Below are 20,239 nucleotides of genomic sequence, written 5' to 3' on the forward strand. Positions count from 1 at the left end.
ATGGAGGATTTTGAATGTTATTAACTACAGATAGGTTATTGTTAAGAGAGGCAACTCTGAATGATGCTTCATTTATTTATAGGTTATTAAATCAAGAAAGCTTTAAACAGAATATTGCAGATAAGCACATTAAAGATTTGAATGATGCAGTTAATTATATAAACACAGCGTTTTTAACACCTTACAGGCTAAATACTTTTTCACCCTATATTGTTTGCCTCAAAAACAGCCAAAAAAATTTTGCACAAATAGGAGTGTGTGGTTTATACAAAAGGCCCGCTTTAAATTACCCTGATTTAGGCTATGCATTTTTAGATGAATTCACTGGATACGGCTTTGCAACAGAAGCGGCAAAAGAATTTATTCAGTACTCAAGTAATGCTCTTAAGCTTAAACATCTCTGTGCTTTAACTGAGCCGAATAATAATCCTAGTATTAACTTGCTAAAAAAATGCGGATTCAAATTCAAAACTCAAATCAAATTAAATGAAGAACAAGGTATAAGCAATTTCTACCAACTTTCATTTAGTCAGTCTTAGTTAAAATAGCTTTTGTTACTTTACCTGTAAGCTTTTCCCAACTAGTTTGATGCGCTTTTATTAGTGCATCAAAACCAGAATTTTGTAGAGGGGTCGAAATAGAAAACAATTCAGAGCTTTGTAGCCTCTTGCCATTTATATCGTTGTTATAGATAAACCATTGGCCTTCGATTAACGAACCTAGGCTATAATGTCCTACAAGTTTAGTGACAGTGACTTCTACAATAATATCGTCAATGTCAATTTTAGTTTTGCCTGCTGGAACAGTTGAAAAATCTGAAATGTCTTTAGCAATGGCACGTGTTAGTGCGTTAGTGAGCGTATGTTTTGGATGTTGAGACCAAAAATGATAATTTGCAATATTGACTGAATGGTCATTTAAAAGTTGTATAAGAGGTTGCTGGTCGGCAACGCCTTCAATTTTAACTTGATTAACATGTATAAATGCTTGTTTAAGTTCAGAAACGCTAGCTGAATCACTAGTTTTCTGATGAGTAAAGTCATAATATTTTAACGGTGTGCTCTGGCCAGAAGAGCATGCAGTTAAAACGAATAGTAGTGATAGAATTATTAAAATACGCATCATTGCTTCTCTGGAATAGGATCATTTGGTGTATTTTTATCAAAAATTAGCATGCTAGGTTGTTCATTTAACCCTTTTGAAATAGGTTTTAATGTATTCGAGAGGCTTTCTAACTCTCGAAGTGTATTTGTTAGCTGATCGACTACACCAGAGTCTTGTTGATAGCTAGACAATGTGGTTTCAAATTGTTTTAAGCTACTTGTGAGTTGAGTCAATGTTGACTCTAATTGAGTTAGATTTTTTGCCACTTTATCTGCAGTCTCGTTATTGTTTAGCTCGTGAACCATTACCTTTAACTCTTCAGCAAGAGACTGGTATGCCACCAATGTATTATTTAAAGTATGTGTCGTTTTTTCAAATGGGAGTTTATTTAGCTTGTTAACAAGGGCAGTCATTTGCTCTGATAAAGCTGTAAAACCACTTGATATGCTTGGAAGAACCGGATAAATGTCAGTTTTAGTGACAAAGTCCATTTCAGCAGCATTGTTATAAAAATCAAAGTCTATGTATACCGCACCTGTTAGAAGATTACCACTTTTAAGTGATGCACGTAAGCCAGAACTAATCCATTCGTCTATGTTTTGTTGCCAATACTGTTTTGCAAGTTGTTCATTTTTGTAAATACGACCATATTCTATTTTAATCAAAACCGGCACTTGAGTGTTGTTTTGTTCGAAGTATATTGGTTCACCATTTTTTTCAATTTGTGCAGGGGCTTGTTCTACAGTACCAATCCTCATACCTCGGTACTCAACTGGGGCACCTGAATTAAGTCCTCGAATAGATTGTTCAAATTCGACTATATAATAGTCGTAATCATCAAATCGTTTTTCTAAAGCTTGCGCATAATTATGATGCAGTGCAAAGCTTTTATTTGCAGAAGCAGTATCACTGGGCTTTTGTTCAGGAGGATAGTCTACAGAAATGCCGCCTTTTATTAGTTTAGATAAACTACCAGTAGAAAATTGAACACCAGAAGCGTCTAAACTGAAATCTACTCCTGAGCTGACCCAGAAAATCGTATTATTGGTTATGAGTTTATCGTATGGAGAAAAAATAAATATGCCGTAATGCATCGATAAACTATCCACATCAAATCTACTTGCTTCTATTTGTCCAATCCGGTATCCACGAAAATAAATAGATGTTCCTATATCAAGAACTTCGGCTGAATTGGCTGTTAATTTGAAGCGTTTACCTTCAATGTCATTGCTGATCAATGCTGGCTCATCTTCTAATGTGAATAAATAAGAAAGGTTTTGACTCTGACCTGGTTCTAATTCTAAGTAAGCACCAGAGAGTAAAGTATTCATGCCAGATATACCTGATTGATCGATTCTAGGCTTCACAACCCAAAACTTAGCGTCTTCTGTCAGTAAATCACCATATTGATTATCAATCTGCACTTTAGCAAGAACACCATTTTGAGACAGGTCTAATTCTAATCCTTTTACTAAGCCTACATTTACATTTCTAACTTTAACTTCGGTTTTTCCTGCTGTTATCCCCTCAGCTGTGGTCATCTTTATGTAAATGGTATAACCCTGATCTGCTTGGTATTTAAAAAGCATCCAGACGGTAATCAAAAGCGCAATAATTGGAATAATCCAAATTACAGTAAATTTCGGCTTAGATTCTATGTAAGCATGTTCATTCATGATTGTGAAACTTGTCCCATAAGATTCGAGGGTCAAAACTATTCACGGCAACGATCTGACATAACACCATGATAGTAAAAAATACAATACCAATTTGAGGCTCTACACTGAGAACCGTACCAAGTTGTACCAGAGAAACCAAAATAATCACGACGAAAACATCTATCATCGACCATTTTCCCATGATTTCTAACCATCTATAGATAGTACTTGCGCGTTTTGGGTGAGTACATCTTCTTGATTGTAAAATTAGATAAAACAAAGCACCTGCTTTAATTACTGGAATACAAACACTCGCTAGGAATATAAGTATAGCAACAGGGTAAGAGCCAGATTGCCACATAACAACCACACCAGAAAAAATTGTTGCGGGTGTATCATTTCCTAAGTTGATCGTGTTCATTATCGGTAATAAGTTCGCAGGGATTAAAAATATAGCCGCTGTCACCATCCAAATTATAGCTCTTTGAGAAGAGTTGGGTTTGCGGAAGTGAGTCTTGGTATAACAACGTGGGCAGTGTGTTTCTCTTGTTAATTGCGAACAGGTCAAACATTGCTTTAAATCTTGCGCTTTAGCGCTTTTGCCATCATGCAACAATGTTGGCTGAAATAGCATCTGTTGCCTTTCCCAAAGTTCAGTTTCGTTTATTAGTGAAAGGGTTTCTATAAAACACACTACAAATAAAATATAAGCCCAAAAGCCGAGACCGAATCCAATATCTGCAAGTGACATTAATTTGAATACACTTACTAAAACTGCAACAAGAAAAATATCAGCCAGGTTTAGTGTTTTGGTTTTGTTAAGAAGACGAGCAAGGTAGCGTGCATTATGTGGGTTAAGGTCTTTCCAATAATGACTATTAGTTAGTATTACTAATAAGCAAACAAGTAGAGGTATTAAAAACGTACTAAACATGAAAATACCAGATAAAACAATGCTGTATTTATCTGCAAGTAGATTAAACGCTTGCCATAAACTTATCTTTTGGACCAAACCATGTTGGCTAAAGCTCACAAACGAAGGGTAAAGACTAGACAATAAAAACAATAAACTGGTCAGACTAAATGCAATGAGCCATTGTTGTTGATTAGCTTGATAACTTACGATTTCATTTTTGCAGCAAGGACAAATCGCACGTTGATGTTCTCCGAGTGAAGAAACACGAACTAATGTGTCACAATGTTTGCAAGCAAGGATCATAAATATTTAGGCATTCAAGTAAGCTATACAATAAGTGTGTGTTACCGAAGTGAACAAAGCAAGATAATTGAGTTTAGTTAAGACATTATTTAAAAAAATGCATATAAAACAGGCAAAATAAAAATAATTTCAAAAAAATGCATTTTTTTTTATTTTTACGCTTGAATTCAAAAACACTGCCCCTATTTACTAGTCATCGAAACGAACAACGAATTTTGAAGTCGGAGAAGATTCATGGGTAAAATTATTGGAATCGATTTAGGTACTACTAACTCTTGTGTTGCAGTACTAGATGGTGATAGCGCACGCGTTATTGAAAATGCTGAGGGTGATCGTACAACCCCGTCAATTATTGCTTTCACTGAAGAAGGTGAAACGTTAGTTGGTCAGCCAGCTAAACGCCAAGCGGTTACAAACCCAAAAAACACATTATTTGCAATTAAGCGTCTAATCGGTCGTCGTTTTGAAGACGAAGAAGTACAACGTGATATTGGCATCATGCCTTTCACTATTACTAAAGCAGATAATGGTGATGCATGGGTAGAAGTACGTGGTGAAAAACGTGCTGCACCTCAGATTTCAGCTGAAGTGCTCAAGAAGATGAAAAAGACGGCTGAAGACTTCTTAGGTGAAGAAGTAACAGAAGCTGTAATTACTGTACCAGCATATTTCAACGATTCTCAGCGTCAAGCAACAAAAGATGCTGGTCGTATCGCTGGTCTAGAAGTTAAGCGTATCATCAATGAGCCAACTGCTGCAGCACTTGCATACGGTATGGACAAGAAACAAGGCGACAATGTTGTTGCTGTTTATGACCTTGGTGGTGGTACTTTCGATATCTCAATCATCGAAATCGACGAAGTAGATGGCGAGCACACGTTTGAAGTACTTGCAACAAATGGTGACACGCACTTAGGTGGTGAAGACTTTGATAACCGTGTTATCAACTACCTAGTAGCTGAATTCCAAAAAGATCAAGGTATTGATCTTAAAAATGACCCGCTTGCAATGCAACGTGTTAAAGAAGCTGCTGAAAAAGCGAAAATTGAGCTTTCAAGTGCTCAGCAAACAGAAGTTAACTTACCTTATGTGACAGCAGACGCGACTGGTCCTAAGCACATGAACGTAAAATTAACTCGTGCTAAACTAGAGTCTTTAGTAGAAGATCTAGTAACTCAGTCAATCGAACCACTTAAGCGTGCTCTTGCTGATGCGGATCTTTCTGTAAGCGACGTTAATGACATCATCCTAGTTGGTGGTCAAACTCGTATGCCATTAGTTCAAAAGACAGTAACTGAGTTCTTCGGCAAAGAGCCTCGTAAAGACGTTAACCCTGATGAAGCAGTTGCTGTAGGTGCTGCAGTTCAAGGTGGTGTATTAGCGGGTGACGTAAAAGATGTACTTTTACTAGACGTTTGTCCTCTATCGCTTGGTATTGAGACTATGGGTCAGGTAATGACTGCGCTAATTGAGAAGAATACGACTATCCCTACTAAGAAGTCGCAAACATTCTCAACTGCAGAAGACAACCAATCTGCAGTAACAATCCATGTGTTACAGGGTGAGCGTAAACGCTCAAGTGACAACAAGTCTCTTGGTCAATTCAACCTAGAAGGTATTCGTCCGGCACAACGTGGTGTACCACAGATTGAAGTTACTTTTGACGTTGATGCTGATGGTATTTTACACGTATCAGCAAAAGACAAAGACACTGGTAAAGAACAGAAAATCACTATCCAAGCTTCATCTGGTCTAAACGACGATGAAATCGAGCAAATGGTTCGTGATGCTGAAGCAAATGCTGAAGAAGACAAGAAGTTCGAAGAACTTGTTGCTTCACGTAACCAAGCTGATGCTATGGTTCACGGTACACGTAAGCAAATCGAAGAAGCGGGTGATGCATTACCAGCAGAAGACAAAACTGCAATCGAAGCTGTACTTTCTGAATTAGAAACTGCGATTAAAGGCGAAAGCAAAGAAGAGATCGATGCTAAAGTTCAAGCTCTAGCTGAGAAATCTCAGAAGCTTATGGAAATTGCTCAAGCAAATGCACAAGCGCAACAAGCACAAGGTGCTGATGCCGGTGCACAGCAGCAAGGTTCAGCAAAGCAAGATGATGATGTTGTTGACGCTGAATTCGAAGAAGTAAAAGATAACAAGTAATTGTTATTTCTTCAGGGCGCGTAAGCATTGCTTAACGCGCCCTTAGTCTATCTAAAATTCAGTTTTTTAAGCCTTGAGCAAGTAGGCTTATCCTTATCTAAGAGTAATAAAAACTATGTCAAAACGTGACTATTATGAAGTACTTGGTGTTTCTAAAGATGCCAGTGAACGTGACATAAAAAAAGCTTATAAACGCTTAGCTATGAAGTACCACCCAGATAGAACAGCGGGTGATGCAGATTTAGAAGCCAAGTTTAAAGAAGTAAAAGAAGCATACGAAGTACTTACAGACAGTCAAAAACGTCAGATGTATGACCAATACGGCCACGCAGCGTTTGATCAAAATGGTGGTGGCGGCCATGGTGGCTTTGGCGGTGGCCATGGTGACTTTGGTGATATTTTCGGTGACGTATTCGGTGATATTTTTGGTGGCGGCGGTCGCCGTCAATCGCGTCAACAACGTGGTTCAGACCTTCGTTACAATATGGAACTTAGTCTTGAAGAGGCCGTTCGAGGTAAAGAAGTTGAAATTAAAGTACCAACTTGGGTAAGTTGTGAACCATGTGACGGAAGCGGTGCTAAAGCAGGCTCTAAGCCTAAGACTTGTCCAACCTGTCATGGTGCGGGTCAAGTACAAATGCGACAAGGCTTCTTTGCTGTTCAGCAAACATGTCCTACATGTCAAGGCACAGGCTCAGTTATTTCAGATCCATGTGATAGTTGTCATGGGCAAGGCCGTGTTGAAAAAACGAAGACGTTATCAGTAAAAATTCCAGCAGGTGTTGATACTGGAGACCGTATTCGTCTTACTGGCGAAGGTGAAGCAGGCATGCATGGCGCGCCATCTGGTGACTTGTACGTTCAAGTCTCTGTGCGTGAACACCCAATTTTCACGCGTGATGGCAATAACTTGTACTGCGAGGTACCAATTAGCTTCACTACAGCAGCAATAGGTGGAGAAATAGAAGTACCGACTCTAGATGGCCGAGCGAACCTTAAAATTCCTGCTGAGAGCCAAACAGGTAAAATGTTCCGAATGCGTGGCAAAGGTGTAAAATCTGTACGCAGCGGCTCAGTCGGCGACCTAATTTGTAAAGTAGTAATTGAAACACCAGTGAACTTAAATGACAGACAAAAAGAGCTGTTAAAAGAGTTAGAAGAGAGCATGGGTGCAGACAACGGTAAAAACAGACCGAAAGCACAAGGCTTCTTTGATGGTGTTAAGAAGTTCTTCGATGACTTAACAAAGTAAAATTTGTTGAACCAAAAACGGCGCTAAGCGCCGTTTTTCTTTTCTAATCTAAAATTAATAGATATTCTTGTTCACCCTCACATCGGCATGCTTGTAATTGACCATCCTTTTGACCAAATAAACTTCCTGATTTACAACCAAACAATTGGCATTTTGCCTCACAGGCCATTGTATCTCGCCATGTGACATACTCGTCATTCATGAAACTAAATGCAGAAGTGACCGTCAGCATGCCTATGAAAAGGGTGAGCACTTTAAGCTTTGATTTAAGCCACATGCGACACCTCTTTTTCATAAGTATTAGACTTTAGTCTAATGCTAAAACGCCATTGTTCAAGTAAACGGTCAAGTTATGTTGGTAATCAATTCTTGTGGTGTTTTTTCAAATCTAATGTCTATAACTAAGCACTTAAATTCAAACTATTTATCTATCAAAGTTAGGAGTGACTGATTTATATATTAAAAATATCAGATAAATATTCTAACCCCTACTTAGCTTTGAATTTTGTGTTGTTTTAATAACCAAAATTTGTAAGTTTAAATATTTATATTCAAAAATTTTCTAAGTTGAGCTTACACGTGTAAGCCTATCTATTTCAATGACTTAAACCACCATTTGCAAAGGCATAGTAATTTTCTTGTTAAATAATTGCATAGAGCAATTGATCTAACGCGTTTTTTGTGCCGTAATGTAGGTATATTCAACTGGTCTGATGAGTTAGTTATGAGTTTAAGAACACAATTTAGAAAAGTATTACCAAGTATCTCAATTACAGAACAAGAAGCGCTAGACGCGGGTGATGTTTGGTTAGAAGGTTCAATCTATCAAGGTAAGCCTGATTTCAGTGCGCTTCGTGCAGTGCCTGAAGCGACACTTTCGGCAGAGGAACAAGCTTTCATTGACGGTCCAGTGAAAGAGTTAATGGCTATGATTGATGATTCTGTTATTCAAAACAGTAAGCATCTTCCTGAACACATTTTAGATTTTTTGAAGAAAGAACGCTTCTTTTCTTTGATCATTCCTAAATCTTACGGTGGCCGAGAGTTTAGCCCTTATGCTAATTCAACCATCGTAGGTACAATCGCGACTAAATCTTCAGCTGTAGCTGTAACAGTCATGGTGCCAAACTCATTAGGTCCGGGCGAGTTACTAATGCACTATGGTACTGAAGAGCAGCGTGCACATTACTTACCTCGTTTAGCAAATGGTACTGACATTCCGTGTTTTGCTCTTACAAGTCCTGAAGCAGGCTCTGATGCCGGAGGTATTCCTGATCAGGGTATCGTGACTAAGGGTATGCACAATGGTGAAGAAGTTCTAGGTTTAGAGATTACTTGGGACAAACGCTATATCACATTAGCACCTATTGCGACAGTATTAGGTCTGGCATTTAAAGTATTCGATCCTGAAAGTCTATTAGGTGGCAAAGAAGAATTAGGCATTACGTGTGCGTTAATTCCAAAATCACATCCAGGTGTCGAGCTTGGTAATCGTCATGACCCTATGGGTATTCGTTTCTATAATGGTACTACGCGCGGCAATAAAGTGTTTATTCCAATGGAGTTCATCATTGGCGGTCAGAAAAACATCGGTCGTGGCTGGCAGATGCTCGTTAGTTGTCTTGGTGCCGGTCGTGGTATCTCGCTTCCAGCTTTAGGTGTTTCAACAAGCCAGGTAGCACTTAAGTCAGCTTCAGAATATGCCGCTGTTCGTGAGCAGTTTGGTCTATCAATTGGCCAATTTGAAGGTATTCAAGAAAAGCTTGCTGACATCGCAGGTAAAACTTATCTTCAAGAGTCAATGCGTGTGTTAACTACTGAAGGTCTGGGCATGGGTCTAAAACCATCGGTTGTTACTGCTATTGCGAAATATCATATGACTGAAATAGGTCGTGACGTCCTCGACTCTGCAATGGATATTCTAGCAGGTAAAGCGATACAAAATGGTCCACAAAACACACTTGCTAGTGGTTATGTGGCTCAGCCAATCGCAATCACTGTTGAAGGTGCGAACATTTTAACTCGCAACCTGATGATCTTTGGTCAAGGTGTTATGCGTTGTCACCCACATCTTCAAGAAATGGTTGAAGCAATTCATAGTGAAGAAGCTGACGCAGATAAGAAGTTTAACAAGAAATTCCGTCAAACAGTAGGCTACGGTATTTCGAACGGCTTACGTGCATTTGGATTAGGCTTAATGCCATTTATGGCTGGCAGTCAGAGTTCATTGTCTGAAGTTAGGCCATATGAGAAAGCGGTTATGCAATTATCATCTCGTTTAGCCCTTTTTGCTGATTTCTCATTATTGGTACTAGGCGGCAAGTTAAAGCAAGCTGAAATGTTATCAGCGCGTCTTGGTGACGTAATGAGTTACCTATATGCAGCTATGGCTTCTATTAAGTACTACGAGCAGAAAGTATCTGAGTCAGAGCGTGCACAGGCTGCACCTTATTTCCATTATGCGACCCGTTGGGCATTACAAAATGCTGAAAACGCATTACATAAATTCTTAGATAACTTCCCTGCAAGTTTTGCTCGCAAGTTCTTACGTGTAGCAACATTACAATTTAGCCACAGAATGGCAAAAATTGATGATAACTTAATTCGTGAACTAGCGGCTGCCGCACAACAAGACACGACATTTAAGTCACAAATCACCAAACTTGTTAAACCAACAGCAGGTGATGGTCACGATATTAACGAGCAGGCTTATAAAGCAAAAATGGCTTGCCTAGATTTACTCAAAGTGCTTAAGAAAGCGCTTCGATCAAAACAAGTTAAATCGGGTGTTCGTTTTGCTGACACATTAGATAACGCTTTAGCCGCGAATGTCATTACTAGCGAACAATATGCCAAGTTAATTGATTACAACAAGAAGCGTGAAAAAGCGATTCGAGTTGATGAGTTTGATTTCGACTTAAACCTTATTGATGATTGTCCGTTGAATACTGATATTCAGCAGGCCAGTTAACAATCGTGGAGAACAACGCCCAGCATTTTGCTGGGCGTTTTTATTTTAGACGCGTACAATAAATTAAAGTTTAACAAGAACTATAAAGTTATTTCTTTGAGTACACGTCATTTAGAAAAGCACATACCTGAGCTTAAGCTCACAGATTTATCCATTTCACTCTGGAGTGGGTGTGGTCAAATTCAATCAGGTTTTTTTGATTCACAGCCAGTAATAGTTAAACTCAGTGAAATTCCGGAAAGCATAAATCACCAAGTCATTTCACAATCTGATTTTGCCAAACAGAGAAAAGATAAGTCTTATCTTAATGAACTTAATTTCTACAATAATCCAATATGCAAATTAGCTTACGAGAATGTAAGACCACGATGCTACTTTGCAAAGCGCATAGATGTTTTAAATATTTTGATCTTAGAAGATTTTGAATCAAAGGGTTTTCAAAATATAGATGATTATAAATTTGAACATGTCTATGCAGTCATTGATTGGCTAGCTCAATTTCATGCGAAAGGACTTAACCTCATCGGCTCAGAACGATTTCCAATAGGTGGATATTGGCATCTTGAAACAAGGCCTGATGAATATAAGAGAATGGGGAGCGTTGAATTGAAACGTTGTGCAAGCTATCTTGCAGATTCACTTTATAAGGCTAAATATCAAACTTTAATACATGGTGATTCTAAGTTAGCAAACTACGCATTTGACAATAATTACAATGTACTTGGCTATGATTACCAATATGTCGGTTCTGGTATTGGTTTACAAGATGTCATGTTGTTTATGACAAGTGTGTTTAATGGTGATACGTGTGCAAAATATGAATCATCTATACTTAATTTATATTTTGAAAGTTTAAGTAAGGCACTGAGTAATACCATGAGCATAAAAGAGTATGAACTTTTAGAGCGTGAATGGCGTACTCTATGGCCTATAGTGTGGGCTGATTTCTATCGTTTTTTAAATGGCTGGAAACCTGAACATAAAAAAATAACGCAATTCATGCAAAATAAGTTTTCAGAAGTTCTAAATAGGATATGATTTTTTCTTTACTAAGTTCGCTTTGCTGGTCTTTATTTGATATTGCAAGAAAAGAGCTAGCCCAGCAAGTCAGCCCAAAGTTTTTGTCGCTTGCGATGAGTATAAGTGTTTTACCATTGTTTTTCTTCTTGTGGGGGATTCAAGGGTTTCATCTGCCAAGTACTTCTTATTATATTCCTGCAACAATAAGTGGTGTACTCGCAGCAATAGGCAGTGTTTGTTTTATGTTAGCTATCTCAAAAGGCAAACTTGCAATTGTGTTATCTATCACTGCCTGTACGCCATTTATTTCAGCAGTGTTCTCTTTACTTTTTTTAGATGAACTTCTTTCTAAATTTGAGTGGTTAGGCATTGTGTTAGTCGTATTTGCGACCATGCTCCTTGCAGGCACTTCAATTAACACGCGTGAAAAATCAAGCTCATATGCATTACTCACTGCGTTTGCATGGGGTATCTGTATTGTTTTCGATAAACAAGCATTAACCTATGGCTCAAGTTCGTTCCATGGCATGTTTCTGACATCAACCATAATTGCTGTTTTGTCTATTAGTTTGAGAGTTGACTCTCAATGGCGGGTTTTGCTTAAAAACTTTAAGTGGTGGCTTATTGCAGTAATGATGTTTTTTGGTGCTGTATTTCTTCAATTTGCTGCACTTGAATATCTAAACCCCGGTGTTGTAGAGGCAATTAAACGCGGAATTGGCATTGTACTCGCTGTCATTATTGGTCGTGTATATTACCAAGAAACCCTGTCTAGCAAACAAGTAATGGGTGTGTGTTTAGTTTTAGTTGCAACTTATTTGTTCATGTAAAGGGGCTTTACAAACCGCTTTTTTATTTTTTTAGAAAACTTATAATGTGTTTTCGATTACTCGGAGTTTATATGAAGTATTTAGTTTTATTGCTTTTCTCAGTCAATATGTTCAGTTTTAGTTCTTCTGCACAGACAAGCGATTTATCTGTAACAATGAAAAACATAGGCCATGCTTACAAAAAGGCAGTTCGTTCAACTGACGGTAAAGAAATAATCATTCACATCGATGAAATGATTATTTTGATTCAAAAAAGTAAAAAGGCTAATTTCAAAGCTGATTTAAAAGAGCAATCAATCGAGGGATTAGATAAGGTCATCACTGTATTACAAGAATCAAAGCGCTTTGTAGAGAGGGGTGAAATTACTAAAGCTAAGGCAAAATTAAAAAAAGTTGATGTACTTCGAGAGAAATATCATGAACTACACGAGCCACCTAGTGTTTGGGAGCTATTATTTGGATAGAAGAAAGCGGCATAAATGCCGCTTTTTTATTTTTTCTTTTTCTTCATGCCTTGGACGGCTTTAAATCTAGGGTTAGATTTACAAATCACAAAAACTCGGCCGCGTCTTTTTACCACTTGGCAACCAGGGCGACTCTTGGCGCTTTTTAAAGAACTTAGTACTTTCATAAATTTTCCTTTTATTATTTGCTTGCAAGATTTTTGAAGCGGCGGTTGAATTGTGCAACACGGCCATCAGAAGCTGTAATCTTTTGTTTTCCAGTATAGAAAGGGTGAGATTCACTTGACACATCGATTGGTACATATGGGTATGTCACACCTTCAATCTCTACTGTTCTATCAGACTTGATTGTAGAACCAACGATAAAGTATTTATCGATTGAAGTATCGTGAAATGCCACTTGTTCGTAATCAGGGTGAATATTAGGTTTCATAAAATGCTCTTGTGTTTTGTTATAATGTAGCAATCCTATTCTAAATGAAAACCATTTGCAAATAGGTTTTCTAAAAATTTATCGTATTTGCTGCTTTGTTGTTCAATCAAACCATTTGTGTCTAGCTATTCGTTGCAGGCCTGATATAAATAGAATGTAAGTTTCTAAAGGTAGCAACAATGGAAGAGCAAAATAACCATTTGGACAATACAGTGATTGATTCATTAAAAAACAAAGATCACAGTGGTATTAACAAACAGCTTGATCAATTAAGCTGCTCGCATAGTGACATCATAGAGTTATTAGCTGAATATGTAGTACTTGCTGAGCAAGACGATGAGAGCTTTGATGCTTGGTATGACGGTCTTTGCGAAGACAAATTAAGAGTATTAAAGGCATTTGAAATTATGAGAGCTCACTTAGAGTCGTGAGCTCACTTTACAGATAAATCATATTGCTTAATTAAACGTTCTATAAAACGCTGTCGAATAAGCTGTTTTGGTAGTAGCGGATGCTCTAGTGCAACTGAGTTATTAAGTTGCCTAAGTGCAATATGAAGTATTTTTCGTGTCTCTTTGTCGAGAATATCTAAGCTAAAATCCTCAGTTAAAAAAGAAATTACATACTTAAATAAATCTATAGCAACAATTTCATCTATCTTTCCTGTTAAACAGATAGCGCCATATTTACCTACTAAAAAATATTGCCAACTCGTTTGAATAGATTCTTCAAGATCTTCCGTGAATGACGTGATTATAGTTTCAGGTAAGCCATGAACTAACTGAGTTAGGGACTGCTGATACATATTCCCAAAATACATGAATGCCTGTGTTGAAGACTCTATTTTATGTTTAATAAGTGTTTGAGCCCAAGTTAGATATCCCCTAGGGTAATACTCAATCTGCTCTTTATGCTCTGTGATCCCTAAGTAAGAATTTATTTGAAGTTTATTTTCAATAACAAAACTACTTGCAGGGAACAAACCTGACTCTTGCCACGCAAATAAAATGTCTTCATTGACTCTTGCAGACTGACATAATTCAATAGTTTGATAGAAACTTTCATTAAAGTGATTAAGTAAACTCATATTTATACTGGTTAAATATACAGTGTTTGTATTTAATCAGTAATACAACCAATTTACAAGTCATTCAGTCTAAAGAAAGCTCGGAACTGCTATTGTTTTATGTAAGAATATTGGCACTTGGAATAAGAATACTTGTAAAGATGCAGATTAACGAAAAATTACAACAAGCAAGCTTGATCACCGCGATAAAAACTCCTTATCTAGAAACTGGAGAGATTGATTTAGCTACTTATGACACATTAGTTGAGCTACAAATTGATGCGGGTGTTGATGGTATTATCGTTGGTGGTACGACCGGTGAAGGGCAATTAATGAATTGGGAAGAGCACCTAATGTTAATTGCGCACACCGTAAGTAAGTACAAGCAACAAATTTTAGTTATCGGTAATACGGGAAGTAATAATACCCGTGAAGCTGTTAAAGCAACAGAGTATGGTTTTGCGACGGGAATGGATGCCGCATTACAGATAAACCCTTACTATGGTCGCACATCAATTGAAGGTGTTGTTAAACACTTCGAAAAAGTCCTCGAGATTGGCCCTGCATTTATTTACAACGTGCCTGGAAGAACGGGGCAGGACTTAACGCCAGATATCATTGAGCCTCTTTCGAAGCATAAAAATTTTATTGGTGTTAAAGAGTGCGCGGGCAATGAGCGTATTGCTCATTATGAAAAACAAGGTATCGCATGCTGGTCAGGTAATGATGATGAAGCACACGATGCAAGACATTTACATGGTGCGCACGGTGTCATTTCAGTCACCTCTAATATTGTGCCAAAGCTGTTTAAAAGTTTGATGAACGAACGTAATGACGACCTGAACCAGTCACTACAGCCGCTGATATCTTGGTTATTCTGCGAACCTAACCCGATTGCAATAAACACTGCGCTTATGATGACTGGTGCTGTAAAACCAGTTTTCAGATTGCCTTATGTACCATTAAGTACACCCCAACAACAGCAAGGCTTGCAATTAATTTCTGAACTAGCAACTGGTAGTTACGTTGGAAACGTACCAAGTTTACTAGACTCTGAGTCAATTATTCTTTGTTAGAACTCATTAATTGACGTATAATCTGCGGCCTTTTAATGATTGGCCGCAGGTTTATGTTATGAATTTCAAATCTTTTAGTTTTTCTCCGCTTATTCTGCAAGCACTAGACGAATTAGAATTTCACACCCTTACACCAATTCAGCAAGCAGCTATCCCTGTTGTAAGAAAAGGGCATGATGTACTGGCTACTGCTCAAACTGGTACAGGTAAAACAGCCGCTTTTAGTTTGCCAATCATACAGAACATTTTTGAATATGCTGAGCAACATCCTAGAGCTTTGATCATAGCGCCAACCCGTGAGTTAGCAGAACAAATTGCAAATAACTGCAAACAATTTGCTAAGTATACTGACCTTAATGTGGTTGCTTTATTTGGTGGTGTGAATACTGCTGGTCAAGAAGAACAATTGAACGCTGGCTGCGATATATTGGTTGCAACACCAGGTAGGCTTCTTGATCACTTACGTTTGGGCAGTGTAAACCTGTCTCAGGTAAAGCATTTAGTGTTAGATGAAGCAGACAGATTACTCGATATGGGCTTTATTACAGACATCCAAAAAGTAATAGAGCTATGTCATGAAGAAAAACAACAACTGTTCTTCTCAGCAACCTTCCCGACGGCAATGAAACAGTTTGCCCGTCAAGTTTTAAAACACCCTAAATTTGTTCAAGTTACACCTGAAAACACGACAGCAGAAACGGTAAGGCATATTGTTTATCCCGTTGAGCAAGGTAGAAAACAAGAGCTGCTTTCTGAGTTGATTGGTAAGAAGAATTGGCAACAAGTTCTTGTGTTTGTGAACATGAAAGATGTTGCTGACGATATTGTTAAAGAGCTAAACCTTGATGGTATTCCTGCCACTGTGTGTCATGGCGATAAAAAGCAAGGTGCTAGACGTCGGGCTTTACGTGAGTTCAAAGAAGGCAAGGTTCGCGTATTAGTTGCCACTGAAGTTGCGGCGCGCGGAATTGATATCGAAGGTTTGCCTCGCGTTGTTAACTATGATCTACCTTATCTTGCAGAAGATTACGTTCACCGTATTGGAAGAACAGGTCGTGCTGGTCAGCAGGGTCAAGCAATTTCATTCGTTGCACGTGAAGAAGAGCAAGTATTACTGCATATTGAAGAATTAATTGGGCAGCAAATTAAGCGCTATTATTTACCTGGCTATGAAGTAAGTAGCCGTGAAAGTCTGATTAAAAACTTAACTAAAAAACCTTCACATCAACGTAGAAAGCCAAAAACTAACCGCCCTAGTAATCAGGCAAGTGGTGAAGCGAGAGCGAAAAACAGAGCACGTATCGCGAATGTAAGAAAGCAGATTAAAGGTAAGTCTTTAAAGTTGAGTAAATAAATTCTTTTTAAGTAAAATATTCAAAAGGTTGCCAAGTGCAACCTTTTTTAGTTTTCTCTTCAATGATTAAATAGCATATGCAGCGAGGCTTATCTCTTCAATTTTGCAGGCTTGTTGTATTGCATCATCTCTTGCCATGGTTTTTAAATATCTATTTAGATTATTAAAGCTTAATGGAGGATGTTGAATTTCGTCGGCCCAAATGCATAGCATAAATAAAATGTAATCACAGACAGTAATTGATTCACCAACTAAATAGGTATTGTCGTTGAGTTGTTTATCAATGATCTGTAATACATCTTTTAATCTTGTTTGCTGTGTTCTAACAATGTCATCGTAAATTAATGCGTTTTGTGTGTGCCTTTCTGGATAAAAGTAAGTCATCAGTTCAGTCTGCAGTGTACTAGTTAAATACATCAACCACTGATTGAAAATAGCCTTCTGTTTTATATCTGCAGGAATAAGTGCGGCTTCAGGATGTTTTTCTGCAAGGTATAAGCAAATTGCTGCGCTTTCAAATAGAATAAATTCATCATCAACCAAAGTTGGGATCCGTCCTGTTGGGTTAATTGATAAATATTGGGCAGACTTTTGGGCAAGCTTTTTTCTATCCACAAGCTCGAGTTGATAGGGGGCATTAATTGCTTTTAAAACAAAATGAGGGGCAAGACTGGCATTACAAGGGTAGTAAAACAGAGTATACATACTTCACCTAGATAGTTAGAGTTTTTCGATAGCAGTGTCCTTTCAGTTAAATGATACTTGAAAAACTTAGGTGAGATAATCTGTTTAATCAAGAAATTACTTCACTTTACAAACTAAAACGGCAACCTCAGTTGCCGTTTAGTAATATAAACTTGTGATTTAGTTATCGACTAAGGCGTGTAATAAATCGGCGAGTTAGGGCCTACAGGTAGACCAAAACCGAACACCCAAATATAAAACAGAGCAACCCAACCAACAAAGAAGAACATACTGTACGGAAGCATAGTTGCTACTAGCGTACCTATACCCATATCTTTTTTGTATTTAGTCGCAACTGCGAGTATTAGGCCAAAGTAACTCATCATAGGTGTGATCAGGTTAGTCACTGAGTCACCAATACGATATGCAGCTTGAATAGTTTCTGGCGCATAACCAATTAGCATTAACATTGGTACGAAGATAGGTGCAGTCACAGCCCATTGAGCTGAAGACGAGCCTAAGCTTAAGTTGACTAATGCACACATAAAGATAAACAATACAAATACTTCAGGGCCAGTTAGGTTTAGCGCTTGAAGCAGTGCCGCGCCGTTAATTGCTAAAATAGTACCAAGGTTAGTCCACTTAAAGAAAGCAACGAATTGAGCCGCAAAGAATACAAGTACAATGTACATACCCATAGAGCTCATTGACTTACTCATGGCATCAATGACGTCGCGGTCATTCTTCATGGTACCAACAACACGGCCATATACGAAGCCAGGGATTGCAAAGGTAACAAAGATGAATACTACGATACCTTTTAGGAATGGAGAGCCAGCAACTTCACCAGTTTCAGGGTGACGTAAAATACCATTTTCAGGTACGATGGTTAATGCAAGAAGCGCAGACACAACAAGAAGAGATACACCAGCCCATTTCAAACCAGACTTTTCTTTCGCGCTTAATTTTTCAATATTGTTTTCACTTAAATCGATGCTTGCTTCGTCAGGGTTGTATTTACCAAGGCGCGGTTCAACAATCTTTTCTGTAACCAATGTACCAACAGTGGCAATTAGGAAAACTGAAATCATCATGAAGTACCAGTTTGCTTCAGGGCCGACTTCATAAGTTGGGTCTATCATCTGTGCAGCAGGCGTTGTAATACCTGCAAGTAACGGATCGATTGTGCCAAGCAAAAGGTTTGCACTATAGCCACCTGAAACCCCAGCAAACGCGGCAGCTAGACCTGCAAGCGGGTGACGACCCAAGCTATGGAAAATCATTGCAGCAAGCGGAATTAAAACAACATAACCTAATTCAGATGCAGTATTTGACAAGATTGCAGCGAACACAACCATGAAAGTAACTAGGCGTTTTGATGCACCCATCACCATACCGCGCATCGCAGCTGATAGCATACCTGAGTGCTCTGCAACACTTACACCCAGAAGTGCAACCAACACAGTGCCTAATGGCGCGAAGCCTGTGAAGTTAGTTACCAGGCCAGTAACGATACGTTGAAGACCTTCAGCACTTAACAGGCTGACTACTTCGATGACCCCATCAGGATCACGTCCTTTAGCGCCTTCAGGGCGAGGGTCAATGGCGCTTAAGCCAAACCAATCTGCTATACCACTGAAAATAACAATGGCAATACAAAACATAGCAAATAGCGTGATAGGGTGGGGTAACAAATTACCTAAAAATTCAACAGTTGCTAAAAAGCGATTAAACAAACCCTGTGGTTTTTGTTCTGTTGATTGTTGATTTTCAGGCTTTGTCTCAACTGCGTTCGACATAATGAAAAATACTCAATACCAAAATTGCCGCATAACCTACCACTTTTTTAATTTGAAATCATTTTTTTACCGTTAATTCACAGTAAAAACAGGACAAACACCATGACGAAAACCTGACAATTTGGCAATATAGACTCAACTAAACGTTAACCGTCTTTAATATGCACATTCACTTTCTTGGCACTTCATCAGGTGTACCTAGTCAAACTAGAAATACATCCTCCTCAGCAATTTCATTCGATAAAACAAAATCATGGGTTATGGTTGATTGTGGCGAGGCAACACAGCATCAACTACAAAAGTCTTCTCTGTCTTTTTTTCATTTAGATGTTATCTGTATTAGTCATGTTCATGGAGATCATTGCTATGGTTTGCCTGGGTTATTGTCTTCTATGGCGATGAATGGAAAAAAATCTCCAGTTCATCTCATCGCACCTAAAGAAGTAATTGCATGGTTGCACGCAACTTTTAATATGTCTGATACCAAACTATCCTTTGATTTAATAACGCATGATATTTGTGAAATAAAAGAATCATCTGATTTCAATTTTTGTAATATTGAAGTTATCCCTCTGAAGCATAGAGTGTCCAGCTTTGGTTTTAAGATTTCTGAAAAGCTTATCCCAAAAAAACTTAAAATTGAAAAGCTAACAAGAGACGGTATCAAAAGCGGTCCTCATTATAATAAATTACAAAAAGGGGAAGATGTTTTATTGGGTACACAGCTACTTCTAAGTAAAGACTACACATTTCAAAGCTGGCAAACCCGACGTGTTATCGTTTGTGGTGATAACGAAAAGCCAACGCTTCTTTCCCCATGGTGTTCTGACATTGATGTGTTAGTACATGAGTCAACGTTTACACATACTGACCTTCACAAGATAGGTTTTCACACAGGCCATTCAGATGCGAAAAGAGTGTCTGAATTTGCACAGCTTCAGCAAATCCCAACTTTAGTTTTAACGCATTTTAGTGTCCGATATCATGGGGAGCATGGGCTTGAAAGCGTAAGGCGAGAAGCTAAACACTATTATTCGGGCAATTTAATTCTGGCAGAAGATTTTTTTACTTTTTCGGTAGAAAAACAAAAGTTGCAAATTGTACAATAATTTCACTAAATTATAGCGCATTCTTCACTTTGATATA

At 38.2% G+C, this 20,239-nt stretch carries 20 protein-coding genes; 11 read left to right on the forward strand and 9 right to left on the reverse strand.

The window, feature by feature from the left end; genetic code table 11:
* Nucleotides 1–14 precede the first annotated feature (14 nt).
* The gene (locus tag PP2015_RS21075) at nucleotides 15–539 is read left to right on the forward strand and encodes a GNAT family N-acetyltransferase (RefSeq protein WP_058032448.1); all 525 of its coding nucleotides are present in this window, start codon (nucleotides 15–17) and stop codon (nucleotides 537–539) included.
* Here PP2015_RS21075 and PP2015_RS21080 read toward each other — a convergent pair.
* Genes PP2015_RS21080 through PP2015_RS21090 form a run of 3 tightly spaced genes read right to left on the reverse strand, consistent with a single transcriptional unit; the run spans nucleotide 526 to nucleotide 3,981 of the window.
* Complete coding sequence (locus PP2015_RS21080) at nucleotides 526–1,125, reverse strand: PqiC family protein (protein ID WP_083496718.1); 600 nt, start codon at nucleotides 1,123–1,125, stop codon at nucleotides 526–528. The two genes, PP2015_RS21075 and PP2015_RS21080, sit on opposite strands and share 14 nt — an antisense overlap.
* Nucleotides 1,122–2,780 (reverse strand): intermembrane transport protein PqiB, encoded by a 1,659-nt coding sequence (pqiB, locus tag PP2015_RS21085; RefSeq protein ID WP_058032450.1) that lies wholly within the window; start codon nucleotides 2,778–2,780, stop codon nucleotides 1,122–1,124. Before pqiB ends, PP2015_RS21080 begins: the two co-directional genes overlap by 4 nt.
* Nucleotides 2,773–3,981: a PqiA/YebS family transporter subunit gene (locus tag PP2015_RS21090; RefSeq protein WP_058032451.1), complete on the reverse strand. Its 1,209-nt coding sequence runs from the start codon at nucleotides 3,979–3,981 to the stop codon at nucleotides 2,773–2,775. Before PP2015_RS21090 ends, pqiB begins: the two co-directional genes overlap by 8 nt.
* A 234-nt stretch (nucleotides 3,982–4,215) precedes the next feature.
* On the opposite strand from PP2015_RS21090, the gene dnaK reads away from it, so the two are divergent.
* Both dnaK and dnaJ read left to right on the forward strand, forming a co-directional pair.
* Entirely contained in the window at nucleotides 4,216–6,144 is a 1,929-nt protein-coding gene (gene dnaK, locus PP2015_RS21095; protein WP_058032452.1) for a molecular chaperone DnaK, read from the forward strand.
* 115 nt (nucleotides 6,145–6,259) lie between these two features.
* Nucleotides 6,260–7,396 (forward strand): molecular chaperone DnaJ, encoded by a 1,137-nt coding sequence (gene dnaJ, locus PP2015_RS21100; protein WP_058032453.1) that lies wholly within the window; start codon nucleotides 6,260–6,262, stop codon nucleotides 7,394–7,396.
* Nucleotides 7,397–7,439: 43 nt separating this feature from the next.
* Here the strand turns inward: dnaJ and PP2015_RS21105 are convergent, their stop codons facing one another.
* Nucleotides 7,440–7,673 carry a hypothetical protein gene (locus tag PP2015_RS21105; RefSeq protein WP_058032454.1) on the reverse strand — a complete coding sequence of 78 codons (234 nt, stop codon included), beginning with the start codon at nucleotides 7,671–7,673 and terminating at the stop codon, nucleotides 7,440–7,442.
* 447 nt (nucleotides 7,674–8,120) lie between these two features.
* Here PP2015_RS21105 and PP2015_RS21110 point away from each other — a divergent pair, with 447 nt between their 5' ends.
* The 4 genes from PP2015_RS21110 to PP2015_RS21125 all read left to right on the forward strand — a co-directional run bounded on the left by PP2015_RS21110 (nucleotide 8,121) and on the right by PP2015_RS21125 (nucleotide 12,681).
* Nucleotides 8,121–10,367 (forward strand): acyl-CoA dehydrogenase, encoded by a 2,247-nt coding sequence (locus PP2015_RS21110; protein WP_058032595.1) that lies wholly within the window; start codon nucleotides 8,121–8,123, stop codon nucleotides 10,365–10,367.
* 96 nt (nucleotides 10,368–10,463) lie between these two features.
* A complete protein-coding gene (locus PP2015_RS21115) occupies nucleotides 10,464–11,405 on the forward strand; it encodes a protein kinase family protein (protein ID WP_157599128.1) in 942 nt (313 codons plus the stop codon).
* Nucleotides 11,402–12,217 carry an SMR family transporter gene (locus PP2015_RS21120; RefSeq protein ID WP_058032456.1) on the forward strand — a complete coding sequence of 272 codons (816 nt, stop codon included), beginning with the start codon at nucleotides 11,402–11,404 and terminating at the stop codon, nucleotides 12,215–12,217. Before PP2015_RS21115 ends, PP2015_RS21120 begins: the two co-directional genes overlap by 4 nt.
* Before the next feature lie 71 nt (nucleotides 12,218–12,288).
* Nucleotides 12,289–12,681: a cytochrome b562 gene (locus PP2015_RS21125; RefSeq protein ID WP_058032457.1), complete on the forward strand. Its 393-nt coding sequence runs from the start codon at nucleotides 12,289–12,291 to the stop codon at nucleotides 12,679–12,681.
* Nucleotides 12,682–12,707: 26 nt separating this feature from the next.
* On the opposite strand, the gene ykgO is transcribed toward PP2015_RS21125, so the two are convergent.
* Together ykgO and PP2015_RS21135 are read right to left on the reverse strand one after the other, a co-directional pair.
* Nucleotides 12,708–12,848, reverse strand: a complete 141-nt coding sequence (gene ykgO / locus PP2015_RS21130; protein ID WP_058032458.1) for a type B 50S ribosomal protein L36 — start codon at nucleotides 12,846–12,848, stop codon at nucleotides 12,708–12,710.
* A 14-nt stretch (nucleotides 12,849–12,862) separates the two neighbouring features.
* A complete protein-coding gene (locus PP2015_RS21135) occupies nucleotides 12,863–13,114 on the reverse strand; it encodes a type B 50S ribosomal protein L31 (protein WP_058032459.1) in 252 nt (83 codons plus the stop codon).
* 179 nt (nucleotides 13,115–13,293) lie between these two features.
* Between PP2015_RS21135 and PP2015_RS21140 the strand changes: the two genes are divergently transcribed.
* On the forward strand, nucleotides 13,294–13,545 hold the full coding sequence (locus tag PP2015_RS21140; RefSeq protein WP_058032460.1) for a hypothetical protein: 252 nt from the start codon (nucleotides 13,294–13,296) through the stop codon (nucleotides 13,543–13,545).
* A 2-nt stretch (nucleotides 13,546–13,547) separates the two neighbouring features.
* Here PP2015_RS21140 and PP2015_RS21145 read toward each other — a convergent pair whose 3' ends face one another.
* Nucleotides 13,548–14,201 (reverse strand): DUF6058 family natural product biosynthesis protein, encoded by a 654-nt coding sequence (locus PP2015_RS21145; protein WP_058032461.1) that lies wholly within the window; start codon nucleotides 14,199–14,201, stop codon nucleotides 13,548–13,550.
* A gap of 140 nt (nucleotides 14,202–14,341) precedes the next feature.
* Between PP2015_RS21145 and dapA the strand changes: the two genes are divergently transcribed.
* Together dapA and PP2015_RS21155 are read left to right on the forward strand one after the other, a co-directional pair.
* Nucleotides 14,342–15,256 carry a 4-hydroxy-tetrahydrodipicolinate synthase gene (dapA, locus tag PP2015_RS21150; protein ID WP_058032462.1) on the forward strand — a complete coding sequence of 305 codons (915 nt, stop codon included), beginning with the start codon at nucleotides 14,342–14,344 and terminating at the stop codon, nucleotides 15,254–15,256.
* Nucleotides 15,257–15,314: 58 nt separating this feature from the next.
* On the forward strand, nucleotides 15,315–16,610 hold the full coding sequence (locus tag PP2015_RS21155) for a DEAD/DEAH box helicase (RefSeq protein WP_058032463.1): 1,296 nt from the start codon (nucleotides 15,315–15,317) through the stop codon (nucleotides 16,608–16,610).
* 66 nt (nucleotides 16,611–16,676) lie between these two features.
* Here PP2015_RS21155 and PP2015_RS21160 read toward each other — a convergent pair whose 3' ends face one another.
* Both PP2015_RS21160 and PP2015_RS21165 read right to left on the reverse strand, forming a co-directional pair.
* Entirely contained in the window at nucleotides 16,677–17,315 is a 639-nt protein-coding gene (locus tag PP2015_RS21160; RefSeq protein ID WP_058032464.1) for a glutathione S-transferase family protein, read from the reverse strand.
* 170 nt (nucleotides 17,316–17,485) lie between these two features.
* The gene (locus PP2015_RS21165) at nucleotides 17,486–19,093 is read right to left on the reverse strand and encodes an AbgT family transporter (protein WP_058032465.1); all 1,608 of its coding nucleotides are present in this window, start codon (nucleotides 19,091–19,093) and stop codon (nucleotides 17,486–17,488) included.
* A 161-nt stretch (nucleotides 19,094–19,254) separates the two neighbouring features.
* Here PP2015_RS21165 and PP2015_RS21170 point away from each other — a divergent pair, with 161 nt between their 5' ends.
* Nucleotides 19,255–20,202, forward strand: coding sequence for a ribonuclease Z (locus PP2015_RS21170; protein ID WP_058032466.1), 948 nt, complete (start codon nucleotides 19,255–19,257; stop codon nucleotides 20,200–20,202).
* Nucleotides 20,203–20,239: the final 37 nt, after the last annotated feature.

Origin of the sequence: Pseudoalteromonas phenolica (assembly GCF_001444405.1) — a bacterium.
Classification (GTDB): domain Bacteria; phylum Pseudomonadota; class Gammaproteobacteria; order Enterobacterales; family Alteromonadaceae; genus Pseudoalteromonas; species Pseudoalteromonas phenolica.